Annotated in this window: 16 protein-coding genes; 11 read left to right on the plus strand and 5 right to left on the minus strand. The window is 38.8% G+C overall.

Features of this window, described 5'->3' with window-relative positions; translation table 11 throughout:
- Positions 1–226 precede the first annotated feature (226 nt).
- The 4 genes from R2Q84_RS17580 to rsmA all read right to left on the minus strand — a co-directional run bounded on the left by R2Q84_RS17580 (position 227) and on the right by rsmA (position 2,995).
- The gene (locus R2Q84_RS17580) at positions 227–628 is read right to left on the minus strand and encodes an HIT family protein (protein WP_316817888.1); all 402 of its coding nucleotides are present in this window, start codon (positions 626–628) and stop codon (positions 227–229) included.
- Between the two features lie 11 nt (positions 629–639).
- Positions 640–1,113 (minus strand): transcription elongation factor GreA, encoded by a 474-nt coding sequence (gene greA / locus R2Q84_RS17585; protein ID WP_316817889.1) that lies wholly within the window; start codon positions 1,111–1,113, stop codon positions 640–642.
- A gap of 158 nt (positions 1,114–1,271) precedes the next feature.
- Entirely contained in the window at positions 1,272–2,195 is a 924-nt protein-coding gene (locus tag R2Q84_RS17590) for a 2-hydroxyacid dehydrogenase (RefSeq protein WP_316817890.1), read from the minus strand.
- A gap of 17 nt (positions 2,196–2,212) precedes the next feature.
- Positions 2,213–2,995 carry a 16S rRNA (adenine(1518)-N(6)/adenine(1519)-N(6))-dimethyltransferase RsmA gene (rsmA, locus tag R2Q84_RS17595; RefSeq protein ID WP_316817891.1) on the minus strand — a complete coding sequence of 261 codons (783 nt, stop codon included), beginning with the start codon at positions 2,993–2,995 and terminating at the stop codon, positions 2,213–2,215.
- A 98-nt stretch (positions 2,996–3,093) separates the two neighbouring features.
- On the opposite strand from rsmA, the gene pdxA reads away from it, so the two are divergent.
- The 11 genes from pdxA to R2Q84_RS17650 all read left to right on the plus strand — a co-directional run bounded on the left by pdxA (position 3,094) and on the right by R2Q84_RS17650 (position 13,732).
- A complete protein-coding gene (gene pdxA / locus R2Q84_RS17600; RefSeq protein ID WP_316817892.1) occupies positions 3,094–4,173 on the plus strand; it encodes a 4-hydroxythreonine-4-phosphate dehydrogenase PdxA in 1,080 nt (359 codons plus the stop codon).
- Positions 4,174–4,232: 59 nt separating this feature from the next.
- Complete coding sequence (locus tag R2Q84_RS17605; protein WP_316817893.1) at positions 4,233–4,769, plus strand: DUF177 domain-containing protein; 537 nt, start codon at positions 4,233–4,235, stop codon at positions 4,767–4,769.
- A 19-nt stretch (positions 4,770–4,788) separates the two neighbouring features.
- A complete protein-coding gene (gene rpmF, locus R2Q84_RS17610) occupies positions 4,789–4,980 on the plus strand; it encodes a 50S ribosomal protein L32 (RefSeq protein WP_048903635.1) in 192 nt (63 codons plus the stop codon).
- Positions 4,981–5,077: 97 nt separating this feature from the next.
- Positions 5,078–6,016: a phosphate acyltransferase PlsX gene (plsX, locus tag R2Q84_RS17615; RefSeq protein WP_316817894.1), complete on the plus strand. Its 939-nt coding sequence runs from the start codon at positions 5,078–5,080 to the stop codon at positions 6,014–6,016.
- A gap of 11 nt (positions 6,017–6,027) precedes the next feature.
- Positions 6,028–7,017, plus strand: a complete 990-nt coding sequence (locus R2Q84_RS17620; protein WP_316817895.1) for a beta-ketoacyl-ACP synthase III — start codon at positions 6,028–6,030, stop codon at positions 7,015–7,017.
- Positions 7,018–7,089: 72 nt separating this feature from the next.
- Positions 7,090–7,563, plus strand: a complete 474-nt coding sequence (gene accB, locus R2Q84_RS17625; RefSeq protein WP_316817896.1) for an acetyl-CoA carboxylase biotin carboxyl carrier protein — start codon at positions 7,090–7,092, stop codon at positions 7,561–7,563.
- A gap of 105 nt (positions 7,564–7,668) precedes the next feature.
- Positions 7,669–9,009: an acetyl-CoA carboxylase biotin carboxylase subunit gene (accC, locus tag R2Q84_RS17630; protein WP_316817897.1), complete on the plus strand. Its 1,341-nt coding sequence runs from the start codon at positions 7,669–7,671 to the stop codon at positions 9,007–9,009.
- Positions 9,010–9,114: 105 nt separating this feature from the next.
- Positions 9,115–10,005: a twin-arginine translocase subunit TatC gene (tatC, locus tag R2Q84_RS17635; protein ID WP_316817898.1), complete on the plus strand. Its 891-nt coding sequence runs from the start codon at positions 9,115–9,117 to the stop codon at positions 10,003–10,005.
- Between the two features lie 41 nt (positions 10,006–10,046).
- Positions 10,047–10,487 carry a ribose 5-phosphate isomerase B gene (gene rpiB, locus R2Q84_RS17640; protein WP_316817899.1) on the plus strand — a complete coding sequence of 147 codons (441 nt, stop codon included), beginning with the start codon at positions 10,047–10,049 and terminating at the stop codon, positions 10,485–10,487.
- Positions 10,488–10,497: 10 nt separating this feature from the next.
- The gene (locus R2Q84_RS17645; protein WP_316817900.1) at positions 10,498–12,090 is read left to right on the plus strand and encodes a M28 family peptidase; all 1,593 of its coding nucleotides are present in this window, start codon (positions 10,498–10,500) and stop codon (positions 12,088–12,090) included.
- A 253-nt stretch (positions 12,091–12,343) separates the two neighbouring features.
- On the plus strand, positions 12,344–13,732 hold the full coding sequence (locus tag R2Q84_RS17650; protein WP_316817901.1) for a LutB/LldF family L-lactate oxidation iron-sulfur protein: 1,389 nt from the start codon (positions 12,344–12,346) through the stop codon (positions 13,730–13,732).
- Between the two features lie 18 nt (positions 13,733–13,750).
- Here the strand turns inward: R2Q84_RS17650 and R2Q84_RS17655 are convergent, their stop codons facing one another.
- Complete coding sequence (locus R2Q84_RS17655; protein ID WP_316817902.1) at positions 13,751–14,365, minus strand: SprT-like domain-containing protein; 615 nt, start codon at positions 14,363–14,365, stop codon at positions 13,751–13,753.
- Positions 14,366–14,370: the final 5 nt, after the last annotated feature.

Genomic DNA, 14,370 nt, shown 5'->3' on the forward strand with positions numbered 1-14,370 from the left:
AGGAGCTAATATAAGCTATAATTAAAACAAAGTGTACGAATATGAACAGATGATGTACGGTTGCGAACATCCGTAAAACAAAAAAGCAGGACCATGATTGATCCTGCTTTTTTGTTTTATGCAATGCTTAAAGAAAAATTGGTGTCTCAGAGAAGAACCGGAACATTTTTCCAATTCTTCATTGGAAAAAGATTCCCGGCTTCGGGGAGATTCCTATTTTTTAAGCTTAATCTTTAGAAAGTGCGGCCTTAATCTTAACTGCTGCTTCTGCAAGTCCTTCCTGTGTTGGTTGTAATTTAGCTTTGCTAAAATTCATATCACTTACATTATTCATAGGAATCAGGTGAATGTGTACATGCGGCACCTCTAATCCGATAACAGCCACGCCTACTTTTTTACAAGGGAAGGCTTCTTTTAATCCCGTTGCCACTATTTTAGCAAACAAGGTTAATCCAAAGTAGCTCTCTTCATCCATATCAAAAATGTAATCGATCTCCTTTTTAGGGATAACCAGTACATGTCCCATCACTAAGGGGCTTACATCAAGAAATGCTAGAAACTCGGTTGTTTCGGCAACAATATGTGCAGGAATTTCACCACTTACAATTTTCGAAAAGATACTTGCCATAACTTTAAATTTTATCTGCTGATTTCAAGGATTTCAAACTCCATTTTACCTGCAGGCACTTCAATTTCGGTGGTATCACCTACTGATTTTCCTAGCAAACCTTTGGCGATTGGTGATTTAACAGAAATTTTCCCTGTTTTAAGATCAGCTTCAGATTCTGCAACCAACTGGTATGACATGGTTGCCCCGTTTTTAACATTTTTTATTTTCACTATTGAAAGTGCCAGTACTTTTGACGTATCTAATTTCGACTCGTCAATTAACCTTGCTGTAGAAAGTGTAGTTTCCATTTTAGCTATTTTTGCTTCATGCAAACCTTGCGCTTCTTTAGCTGCATCATACTCAGCATTCTCAGAAAGATCACCCTTATCTCTTGCTTCGGCAATAGCTTTTGAAATCATTTGCCTTCCAGTAGTTTTTAAGTACTGTAACTCTTCTTTCAGTTTATCTAAACCATCTTGGGTATAATACGTTACCTCTGTCATAGCTCGTTATTTTTTTCTAAGTCCTCTAAAAAACAAACAAGACTACATCGGCCTATAAGCCTACATAGTCTTGCTTCAATTAAAACGAAGATAACAGGGAGTGAGGACAAAAGCAAATTTTTGATACTAAATGATACCCCTGTGATCAAATATATTTATTAAACAGTCTCAAGTTTTTTGGCCAGTACTTCGGAAATTTTACGATAAGATTCGAAAGTCCAACCACCAACGTGTGGTGTTAAAATTACTTTTCCGGATAATTTAAGCTCATCAAACCATCCCTGTGTTCCTAAAGCAGGAAACTTCTCTACTTCAAGCACATCTAATCCGGCACCAATTATTTTTTTGTTTTGAATAGCCGATAAAACAGCATGGGTATTGACAATCTCTCCACGCGCCGTATTAATAAAGAATATAGGCTTACGGAAATGCAACAAATATTCTTCGTTAACCATTTGCCTGGTTTCCTTTGTTAATGGAATATGAAGGCTCAGTACATCACATTGCTTTACCATCTCTTCCATACTTACTTCTTTAGCATACGCATCACTAAAGCCAGTTTTGTATTTATCATAAGCGATTACATTCACGTCAAAACCTGCTAGTTTCTTTGCAAAACTTCTGCCCATGAAACCATACCCAATGATACCGACAGTACGTCCCTTAAGCTCGTAACCACGATTACCTTCTCTGTCCCAGATACCATTTCGAACTTCAATATCGGCATTTCTATAGTTATTCATCAAACTTAACAGCAAACCTACAGCATGCTCACCTACAGCATCCATATTGCCTTCCGGAGCATTCAGCAGCTTTATATTTCTTTGTTTTGCAAATGTTTCATCAATATTATCTAAGCCTGCACCCGCTCTTGCAATAAATTGAAGATTTGGAGCTGCCTCCATTAGTTCTTTATCAATTTGAAATTTGGTACGAACAGCAATACCTGCATAGTTGGCAATAACAGCCATTGTTTCCGCCCTGGTAATTAATGGGTAGTCATCAACTTCATAACCTTGTGCAACTGCCTGTTCCTTAAATACAGGATGCAAATCATCAACTATTAATATTTTTCCTTTCATAACGGATAATGATGGTATTATTTAGAAAGTGCGGTTAAATGCGCCGTCAGTTCAATAAAATCAGCTACACTCAACTGCTCGGCCCGCTTATCAAAAAACAGGTGGTTATCCATTTTATCTTTTGGAACAACACCGGAAAGTGCATTTCTCAAAGTTTTTCTTCTTTGGTTAAAACCTGCTTTTACCGTCCGCCAAAACAATTTTTCATCGCAGGGCAATGTTTCTACATTATTGCGGCTTAACCTGATCACGCCTGAATTTACTTTCGGTGGTGGATTAAATGTTCCCGGCTTAACAGTAAAAAGGTACTCTATATCATAATATGTCTGTATCAAAACACTTAATATGCCATAGTCTTTTGTCCCTGATTTAGAAGCACAACGCTCTGCAACCTCTTTTTGAAACATACCGACCATTTCCACTACATTATCGCGGTTCTCCAATATTTTAAAAAGGATCTGGGAAGAGATATTATAAGGAAAATTACCAATAATGGCATACTTCTCTTTAAATATCGAAGAAAGATCAAGGGCAAGAAAATCTCCGTTGATCAATCTGTCACCCAGTTGAGGATACTTTTTCTGTAAAAAATGATAAGATTCCACATCAATATCTATCAGATGCGTTTCTATGTCATTGCGTTCCAGCAAAAGATCAGACAATATGCCCATTCCCGGTCCAACTTCCAGCACCTGCTTATACTTATCTGTATGAACAAGTCCGTTTACAATTTTTGCTGCGATATTTTTATCCGTTAAAAAGTGCTGCCCTAAATGTTTTTTTGCCTTAACCAAACTCATATTTCCTCCCTTAAAAGCTGCAAAATAACTAAAGTTTTATCAGCATCAAGCTAACATTAATTGAAAATCTGTAATTTGCGCTAAATTTCTATTCGGGCATGAGCAATAAAATCAAAATTGGGATAAGCATTGGTGACATAAATGGGATTGGATTAGAAGTAATCCTGAAAACCTTATCGCACAACAGCATACTTGACTACTGTACGCCAATTGTGTACGGGCATACAAAAGTGGCTTCTTATCATAGAAAAGCTTTAGGATTAATGGATTTTGCCTTTAATGTGATCAATGATCCCTCAACTGCAAATCCTAAAAAGGCAAACCTGATCAATTGCTGGGAAGAAGATGTGAAGATTGACCTGGGGACTTCTAATGAAACAGGTGGAAAATATGCTTTATTATCGCTTCAAAAAGCTACAGATGCCTTATTAAAAGGAGAAATTGATGCGTTGGTTACTGCTCCAATTAACAAGCACAACATACAATCTGAGAATTTTAAATTCCCGGGACATACAGAGTTCCTACAAGAACAAAGTAACAGCGCAGATGTACTGATGTTCATGATCAGCGAGGATATCCGGGTAGGTGTGGTAACAGGACATATCCCGGTTAAAGACATCGCACAAAGTATCACGAAAGAAAAAATTGTAAAAAAACTGGTAATGATGAATGAAAGCCTGAAGAAGGATTTCTGGATTGAAAAACCAAAGATTGCTGTTTTGGGATTGAACCCTCATGCAGGTGACAACGGCTTGCTTGGCAATGAAGAAGCTGACATCATTGTTCCTGCGATCCAGGAAGCCTTTGACAAAGGTGTAATTTGTTTTGGCCCTTATCCTGCCGACGGCTTTTTTGGGAATGGTAGTCATAAGCAATTTGACGCAGTATTAGCCATGTACCACGACCAGGGCTTAATTCCTTTTAAGACCATTGCCTTTGGTACAGGTGTGAACTTCTCTGCAGGTTTAAAAATTGTACGCACTTCGCCAGATCATGGTACAGGATATGATATCGCAGGAAAGAACCTGGCAGATCCATCATCATTTATTGAAGCTGTTTTTGCAGCTACACATATTGTAAAGAACAGAAGAGAACAGGAGGCACTCCTTAGTAATCAGTTAAGAAGCGGTGGAAAAGTTATTGAAACTGCTGCGGACATGAAAGACGACGCGAATTAAAAAAGATTTGCAAGCATTAAAAATAATCTCTACATTTGCGGGCTAAAATTTTGTTACAATTGAAACCACTAAAACAATTTTCAATCCCCTTTACAGGCTTAAAAATTGGCAAACATCAGTTTGATTTTGAGATTGATAACAGCTTTTTTAATGCTTTTGAATATTCACTGGTAAAAAAGGGAAATTTAAAAGCAGAGGTTGAGCTCGACAAACAGGAGACGATGCTGATACTGCATTTCCATATAAAAGGGAACATAGTATTAGATTGCGACAAGTGTTTAGCTGAATTTGAGGCGCCAATTGAGATACAGGAAAGGCAAATTGTAAAGTTTGCTGAAGATGAATTAGAAAGCGATGATCTGGAGATCATTGTGCTAAGTAAAAAAGAAAGTGAGCTTGATGTCTCAGAACTGATTTACGAATTCATTACGGTATCGGTACCTTATATTAAAGTTTGTGAAGAAAATGGCATCGACGGTCAGAAATGCGATCAGGAAATGATTACAAGACTGGAAAGTTTAGCTGTGGGATCACAACAGGAAAACGAACAAGAAAATGATGACCCAAGGTGGGCAGCATTAAAAAAATTAAAATAATAAATTAAATAAATCAACAATGGCACATCCAAAACGCAAGATTTCTAAGAGTAGAAGAGATAAGAGAAGAACTCACTACAAAGCAGAAGCTCCTTCTTTAGCTACTTGTCAGACAACAGGTGCGATACATACTCCTCACCGCGCTTATAACGTTGATGGTAACTTATACTACAACGGTAAATTGGTTATTGAAAACACCTCAATAGGTTAATTTTCTTGAAAAATAGTTTGTGTTTTAACTGCACTATAGTTTAACTTAGAGCCGTTAAAAAACGGCAATTTTGCCTGGTACACAAACTGATTTTACTATGAGAATAGGTCTCGATATAATGGGCGGAGACTATGCTCCTAAAGCTAATGTTTTAGGAGCAATAGCGGCTCATCCCTTGTTATCTTCGGATGAGCAATTAGTGCTCATTGGAGATACCCAGCAAATTAAGCCCATCCTAATTGAAAACGGATTCAACCCCGATCACTTTGAGTATGTTCATACCGAAGAGGTGATTGGTATGGGCGAACATCCCACTAAGGCTATTGTTCAAAAGCCGAATTCCAGTATATCTGTTGGTTTCAATTTACTTAAAGAGGGTAAAATTGATTCATTTGCTAGCGCAGGTAACTCTGGCGCAATGCTTGTTGGTGCCGTATTCAGTGTAAAAACTATTCCGGGAATCATCAGGCCATGTATCACTACAATTCTTCCAAAACTCAGCGGAGGCTTAGGCCTGATGCTTGATGTTGGTGCTAATGCCGATTGTAAGCCGGATACTTTGCTGCAATTTGGTGTACTTGGAAGTTTGTATGCTGAATGTATGCTAGATATAAAACAACCTAAGGTTGCCTTATTAAACATTGGTGAGGAAGATGAAAAAGGCAATATGCTTAGTTTGGCGACTTTCCCTTTAATGAGAGACACCAATCTATTCAATTTTGTGGGTAATGTAGAAGGAAGAGACTTGTTCAACGATAAGGCTGATGTTATTGTATGCGATGGTTTTACAGGAAATGTGATGTTGAAACTGGCAGAATCATTTTATGTATTGACTCTAAAAAGAGGTTTGAAAGATGATTTCTTCGACCGCTTTAATTATGAAAATTATGGTGGCAGTCCCGTTTTAGGTGTCAATGCTCCTGTAATTATCGGACATGGAATTTCAAGTCCGCTCGCCGTTAAAAATATGATCCTGCAATCCAGAGACATGATTACAACCGGCTTGGTTGGAAAAATACAAGCTGCATTTAAATAATTTTAAATAAAATGAGTAAAATTCACGCTGCGATTACAGCTGTTCATGGTTATGTACCTGATTACATAATGACCAATAAAGAGCTGGAATCAATAGTAGAAACTACTGATGAATGGATTACATCCAGAACAGGGATCAAAGAGCGAAGAATATTAAAAGGAGAAGGATTAGGTACTTCAGATATGGCAGTACATGCTGTAAATGGCTTGCTTGAAAAACGAGGCATCAGTGCTGAAGAAATCGAACTGATCATCTTCTGTACCACCACTCCTGATATGCCTTTCCCGGCATCAGCTAATATTTTGGCCGACAAAATCGGTGCTAAAAATGCATGGGGTTATGATCTTCAGGCTGCCTGCTCAGGCTTCATTTATGGCCTTTCAACGGGATCACAATTTATTGAATCTGGAAAACACAAAAAGGTTGTGGTAGTTGGTGGTGACAAAATGTCGTCTATTATTAATTACGAGGACCGGACCACCTGCATCATTTTTGGTGATGGATGTGGCGCTGTACTGCTTGAACCAAACGAAGAAGGTTTAGGCGTAATGGATTCCATTTTAAGAAGTGATGGTGCGGGTAAGCAATTTTTACACCAGAAAGCTGGTGGTTCTGCAAGACCTGCTTCACATGAAACGATCGACAATAACGAACACGTAGTTTACCAGGAAGGCCAGGCTGTATTCAAATTTGCAGTAACGAATATGGCTGATGTTGCCGCTGAAATCATGGACCGCAACAACTTAACATCTGATGATGTAACCTGGTTAGTACCGCACCAGGCCAATAAACGCATTATTGATGCAACAGCATCGAGAATGGGTGTTGGTTCAGAAAAAGTAATGATCAACATACAACGCTACGGTAATACAACTAATGGTACCATACCTTTGTGTTTATGGGAATGGGAAAGTCAGCTTAAAAAAGGCGATAATTTAATACTAGCCGCTTTTGGAGGGGGATTTACCTGGGGTTCCGTTTATTTAAAATGGGCCTACTAAATTTATAAAATAAATAATCTTAACTTAGATAGTTCTAAAGACGTACTATTTTTTCTAAATAACACCTAAAAAATGGATATTAAACAAATTCAGGAACTTATTAAATTTGTTTCTCGTTCGGGCGTAAACGAAGTAGCTATTGAGCAGGAAGACTTCAAAATCACTATTAAAACCAATCAGACTCCTACAATTGTTCAGGCAACTGTACCAGCTCAGATTGCTCCTGCTGTAGCACCAACTGCTGCTGCCCCGCAGCCGGTTGCCCCTACTGAAACAAAATCAGCACCTGTTGAAGATACTTCAAAGTACATCACAGTTAAATCACCAATGATTGGAACGTTCTATCGCTCTGCGAGCCCGGATAAACCTTCTTTTGTAAATGTTGGTGATGAAATCTCTACAGGTAAAGTAATCTGTATCATTGAAGCAATGAAACTTTTCAATGAAATAGAAAGTGAAGTTTCAGGCAGAATCGTAAAAGTTCTGGTTGAGAATGCATCTCCGGTAGAATACGATCAACCTTTATTTTTAGTAGAACCAATTTAATCCGTCATGCGGAATTCAAAGTAGCCGGGAGGCTATTCTATTCCAGCATCTACATAATCAAATAGATCCTGAAATTTATTCAGGATGACGTAAAGGAACGAAAATATGTTTAAAAAAATACTAATTGCCAATAGGGGTGAAATTGCTTTACGCATTATTCGCACCTGTAAAGAAATGGGCATCAAAACTGTAGCTGTTTACTCTACTGCCGACAGAGAGAGTTTACACGTACGTTTTGCTGATGAAGCCGTTTGTATTGGCCCACCACCAAGTAAAGACTCTTATCTAAGCATTCCGAATATCATTTCAGCTGCTGAGCTGACTAATGCGGATGCAATACATCCTGGTTACGGTTTCTTATCTGAAAATGCTAAATTTTCATCGGTTTGCCGTGACTACGGAATTAAATTTATTGGCGCAACTCCTGAGCAAATCAACTCTATGGGCGATAAAGCATCGGCCAAAGAAACCATGAAAAAGGCTGGTGTACCTACCATTCCTGGTTCAGAAGGTTTAGTTGAAAGTGTAAAAGAGGGAATTGTAACTGCTAACGAAATTGGCTATCCTGTGATCCTGAAAGCTACTGCCGGTGGCGGTGGTCGCGGAATGCGCGTAGTGTGGAAAGATGAAGATTTTGAAAATGCGTGGGACAGTGCCAGACAAGAATCAGGTGCCGCTTTTGGCAATGACGGTCTTTATTTAGAAAAATACATCGAAGATCCACGTCATATTGAAATCCAGATCATTGGTGATCAATATGGTAAGGCTTGTCATCTTTCTGAGCGTGATTGCTCTATTCAACGCAGACATCAAAAGCTGGTTGAAGAAGCCCCTTCTCCTTTCATGACACCTGAATTACGTGAAAGAATGGGTGAAGCGGCTATTAAAGGAGCTATCGCAGTTCAATATGAGGGTGCTGGTACCATAGAATTTTTGGTGGACAAACACCGTAACTTCTATTTCATGGAAATGAATACCCGTATCCAGGTAGAACACCCGGTAACTGAAGAGGTAATCAATTACGATTTAATTAAAGAGCAGATTAAAGTTGCTTCTGGCGTTCCGATCTCCGGTAAAAATTATTTACCAGATATGCATGCTATTGAATGCAGAATAAATGCGGAAGATCCATTTAATAACTTCAGACCTTCACCAGGTAAAATCACAAACTTCCACTCTCCGGGAGGCCATGGTGTAAGGGTAGATACACACGTATATGCAGGTTATCAGATCCCTTCCAACTACGACTCTATGATTGCTAAACTGATCTGTGTTGCACAAACACGTGAAGAGGCAATCAGCACAATGGAGCGTGCATTAAGTGAGTTTGTAATTGAAGGTGTAAAAACTACGATACCTTTTCACTTAAAACTGATGAAAGATCCTAACTTTAGAGCTGGTAATTTTACGACTAAGTTCATGGAAACTTTCGAGTTTTCAGAATAAAAAGGATACAATCAAAAGCATACAGTTAAAAACTATTTGATAGATTTAAAACGTAAATACCATTCTAAATAAAAGAATGGTATTTTTGTTTTACAAATAACGTACATGAGTGATAATAAAAAACGTGACCTGATTGGGGCCATAAAAGAAAAAGGAAAAACTTTAGAGGCAGAGATGTCTTTTTTTGACCATATAGATGTACTTAGAAAACATTTATTACGCTCTTTATTGGTAGTTGTATTACTTACCATTGGTGCTTTCTGGTTCTCTGATTTTATTTTTAATGAGCTCATTATGGGCCCAAAAAATCCAGACTTCTGGACATACAGAATGATGTGTAAGATGGTGGAAACATGGCCTCATTTGTTCGGCCCTGATTTTTGTATCACACACATTGATGCCAAGATTATCAATACAGAAATGGCAGGTCAGTTTACCCTTCAAATCAATGCCTGTGTAATGGTCGGCATTATGATAGGTATCCCTTATATCTTGTTTGAACTGTGGCTATTCATAAAACCTGCATTACATGCAGAAGAGCGTAAATCAGCAAGTAATTTTGTCTTTTTTGCATCCAGCTTATTCTTTATCGGTGTACTGTTTGGTTATTACATTGTGTGTCCCCTATCGGTTAACTTTCTTACAAATTTCACTGTAAGTCCCGATATCGAGAATACATTTACCATCTCATCTTATTTATCATCGGTAGCTACTTTAACCATTGGGTCGGGCGTAATTTTTCAACTACCAGTTGTAATTTACATCTTATCTAAATTTGGAATCATGACGCCAGCCTTCATGCGCTCTACCAGAAGGTATGCTGCCGTTATTATTCTGATTGTTGCTGCGGTAGTAACACCAACAGCTGACGTAATGACCATGGTTGTGGTTGCCTGCCCGTTATTTATTTTATATGAGCTGAGTATTTTTATATCAGCCAATATAGAACGTAAAAGAAACAAAGAACTTTATGGCGTAGCCACCTTTAAAAAGTAACAAAGGCTCTGCTATTTTATCTATCCAAATAAACCTTAAAGATGTCAACAAATACAAAATTTAAAATTGCAATCGGCTCAGACCATGCAGGATTTCAATACAAAGAAATGCTAAAGGCATTTCTAAACGATCACGAAGTAAAAGATTTCGGAACTTTTAGTGCCGATTCTGTTGACTATCCTGATTTTGCCCATCCTGTAGCGGACGCTGTTGAGAGTGGGGTATTTACCTTCGGCATATTAGTTTGTGGTAGTGCCAACGGGGTTGCAATAACGGCTAATAAACATCAGCAGATTCGTGCAGCAATTTGCTGGCAAAAAGAAATTGCGGAACTGGCAAGACTACACAACAATGCAAATATCATCTGCATTCCTGAAAGATTTGTATCGGAAGAACTAGCGAAAGAAATGGTAAGCACCTTCCTGAATACAGCCTTTGAAGGTGGCAGACATGCAGGTAGAGTAAATAAAATGTCTTGCTAAAAACAAAATTATGAAAAGACAATTTCTATATACCAGTCTTGTTCTTTTGATGGGCTGTACTGCCATTGCGCAGAACAGAGATGCCATCAAATTTAGTCAGACAATCAATAAAGATAATGCCTACAAACATCTTTCTGTCTTAGCTTCCGACGAATATGAAGGACGGGAAACAGGTAAGAAAGGTGGCTGGATGGCCGCAGACTATATTAAAGCTTATTTTAAAGGACTGGGTTTGAAAGGCCCTGTCAACGGAGACTATTTTCAGCCGGTAGACATGGTGAATTACGGAATCTCTCAGATTCTAACCGTAAACGGACAACCTGCGGAAGCGCTGAAAGACTTCTATATTATGCCTCATACTGTATCTGGTGCAGGATATGCCTTCAATACAGATAAAGTCTTATTCGCCGGATACGGACTAAACAAGGAAGGTTATAATGATTTTGAGGGCCTGAATCTGGAAGGAAAAGTTGTGATGATCTTTAAATCCGGAGATCCGACATTGGCCTCAGGTGCAAAAGCTTCAGGTGGAAATATCAACAATAAAATCAAATACCTATCGGAAAGCAAAGCTAAGGCAGTGCTGGTCATAGACCCAACCATTGATTCAATGCCAGATAATTTAAAAAGTTATCTGCAGTCGGGACAAATGGTGATGAAAACCAAAGAGAATGTTGAACGCATGCGTACACCTCAGGGTATGCCGGTGGTATACATCAGCTCTAATACTGCAAACTTACTATTCAAAGCGGCAAAAACTACCTTAGAGGATGTAAAAAAAGCAATTGATGACAGTAAAAAGCCTGCTTCTCAGGAATTAAATATTGTTGTTACAGCAAGCGCTCAACAAACCGAGACAAAGGTTAGAGCAGAAAACGTTTTAGGCTTCCTGGAAGGATCTGATCCTAAACTTAAAAATGAAGTCCTGGTGATCACAGCACATTATGATCATATTGGAATAACACCTGAAGCTAAAGGTGACGATAAAATTAACAATGGAGCTGATGACGATGGTTCTGGCACTACAGGCGTTTTATTGATTGCTGAAGCTTTTGTAAAAGCAAAAAAAGCCGGCAAAGGCCCCAAGAGAAGTATCCTGTTTATGACGGTTACAGGAGAAGAAAAAGGATTGCTGGGTTCTGAGTGGTACTCAGAATACCCGATTTTCCCGTTGAAAAATACGATTGCCAATCTGAACATCGATATGATTGGCCGTGGTGATGAAGCACACGCCTCAGATAATAATTTTGTTTACATCATTGGTTCCGACATGTTAAGCAGCGACCTTGATCGTATTGGTAAAAAAGCCAATCAGGATTATGTAAAGATGAACCTGGACGAGAGGTATAATAACCGTACAGACCCTAACCGGTTCTATTACCGGTCGGATCATTACAATTTTGCAAAACATGGCATCCCTGTAATTTTTTATTTTAATGGTGTGCATGACGACTATCACCAACCTGGTGATGAAGTTAGTAAAATAGACTTCCCGATGCTTGCAAAAAGAGCGCAACTGGTTTATTTTACCGCATGGGAACTGGCAAATGGTGCAAAAAGACCTGTTGTCGATAAAAATGAGGATGGATCCAAAAAGAATTAAAACACCTATATTTAAAACCTGCCCATATAAGGCAGGTTTTTTTATGCCCTATTTCGTACTGATATTTTTTTCAGAATCTCGTTTAAGTAAGTTTCAACCAGCATATTTTAGATTCTGAATTAAACAACGTTGTCCTCTTGAAGACAAAAACAATAAAAACTACCGAAAAATTCAGGAGGACGTGATGTATAATCAACACGTAATATAAGTTCAGCATGCAAACCTTAAACTTATTTATTTTTATATTTGGAAGATGATGAAGGTATCTGAGGAATTTTTGGTGAAGGCTGATGAAAAGGCCTTTGATTTAGGACATCGCAAGACTATTAATTATAATATTGGTAAGTATAATACTGCCGTTGAGCGTGGCTTGTCCAGATTTGAAAACCTGGAGAACTCAAAAAAGAAAGCTCATGTAATTAAATGGCGGGTAATGGAAAACCTGGATAAGTTTCTGCCCGAATTTGAGTCTAACTTTCAGCGTCGGGGAGGAAAAGTTATCTGGGCAAATAATACTGAAGAAGCTCAGAAAGAAATCCTCAACATCATCAATAAAAGCGGTGGTAAAACGGTGATCAAGTCAAAATCAATGACCACCGAAGAGATACACCTCAATGAATTCCTCGGAGAACATGGGATAGAATCGCTGGAGAGTGACCTGGGCGAATATATCGTTCAGCTTCTTGGCCAACATCCGTATCACATCGTAACTCCTGCAATGCATCTGAACAAAGAAGACATTGCTAAACTATTTCATGAAAAATTCGGCACTCCGTTAGATTATACCCCTGAACAGCTTACACAAAAAGCCAGGGAACTATTAAGAGATAAATACCTAAATGCGGATATCGGGATCAGCGGAGGGAATTTCTTAATTGCGGATACCGGAAGTATTGCATTAACCGAAAATGAAGGCAATGCGAGGCTATGTACGACCTTTCCTAAAATACACATAGCAATTGTAGGTATCGAAAAGATCATTCCTTCTATGGCAGATCTTGACCTTTTCTGGCCATTGCTTGCCAGTCATGGTACCGGACAGAACCTAACCGTGTACAATACCATATTAAGTGGCCCCAGACAAGCTGAGGAAACCGATGGACCAGAAGAAATGTATGTGATCCTACTCGATAATGGCCGCACTAATCTGCTGGCGCAAAAAGATCAGCGTCAGGGATTATATTGCATCAGATGTGGTGCATGTTTAAATGCGTGTCCTGTTTATAAGAACATTGGCGGACATACTTACAATACCACTTACAGTGGTCCGATTGGTTCAATCATTACCCCGCATTTAAAGGGGATGAAAGACTTCAAGCACCTCAGTTACGCCTCGAGCTTATGTGGAAAATGCTCCGAAGTCTGTCCGGTTAAAATTGACATCCATAAAATGTTACTGCTCAACAGAAGGGATGCTGCGGCCAATCACGAGAATACCAAAACAGAAGAAATCGGCTGGAAAATCTGGAAAACAGGAATGCTGAAAAGGTCCAGAATGGATAGTTTTGGCGGCAAGATCAAGAACTTCTTCCTTAAGTTTCTATTTAAAAAAATCTGGGGTAAATATCGTGAAATGCCAGAGGTTGCGCCTAAATCCTTCGCTAAACTATACGAAGAGAAAAACAAGGCTAAAAGTGTCTAGCTGAGATAGAGAATGGTTTTAAGTTCCGGTAGCTTCAATGGTTACTTCTGCCAGGGGGTTAAACAGGTAAATATGTCCATTGTCCAAACATGTGCAACGGTACCTTTTTCTTAGTTTTTCACCTTTTTTAAACTGTCGGCCATCCTTAATCGTAAAAACAGTATGTAGGGGCAATTCTTCCAGTCTGGATACATCGATTGACTCATCATATTTCTTTAATGCCCTGGAAAGCGTTAAGTCGGTACAACTGGCAGCTGTAGGATTATTCAGATAACGTACAATGGCGGTCTTCACATCCTCAGGGAAAACGTTTTGTTCCAGAAAAGGAACCATCATCCGTTTAAAGTTGTATTTCCATTCCTCACCATGCGGCTTTACCTTATTCTTATGATCATTCCAGGTGAGCAGATGAGCAAACTCATGAACTGTTGTAACCAGAAAGGCATAACAGTTCAGGTTATTGTTGACGGAAATTTTATGACCCGCACCTCTATAAGGATGTCTGTAATCGCCGAGCTTTGTTGTCCGGCCTTTACTTATTTTAAATTCGCACTGAAAATAGTCGATCCATTTAGCAATTATCGGCGCAGCCGTCACAGGCATATATTGTGATAAAATGCGTTCTTTTTCCACTATCA

Source organism: Pedobacter nyackensis, assembly GCF_032678475.1.
In the GTDB taxonomy this organism is placed as follows: Bacteria; Bacteroidota; Bacteroidia; order Sphingobacteriales; family Sphingobacteriaceae; genus Pedobacter; species Pedobacter nyackensis_A.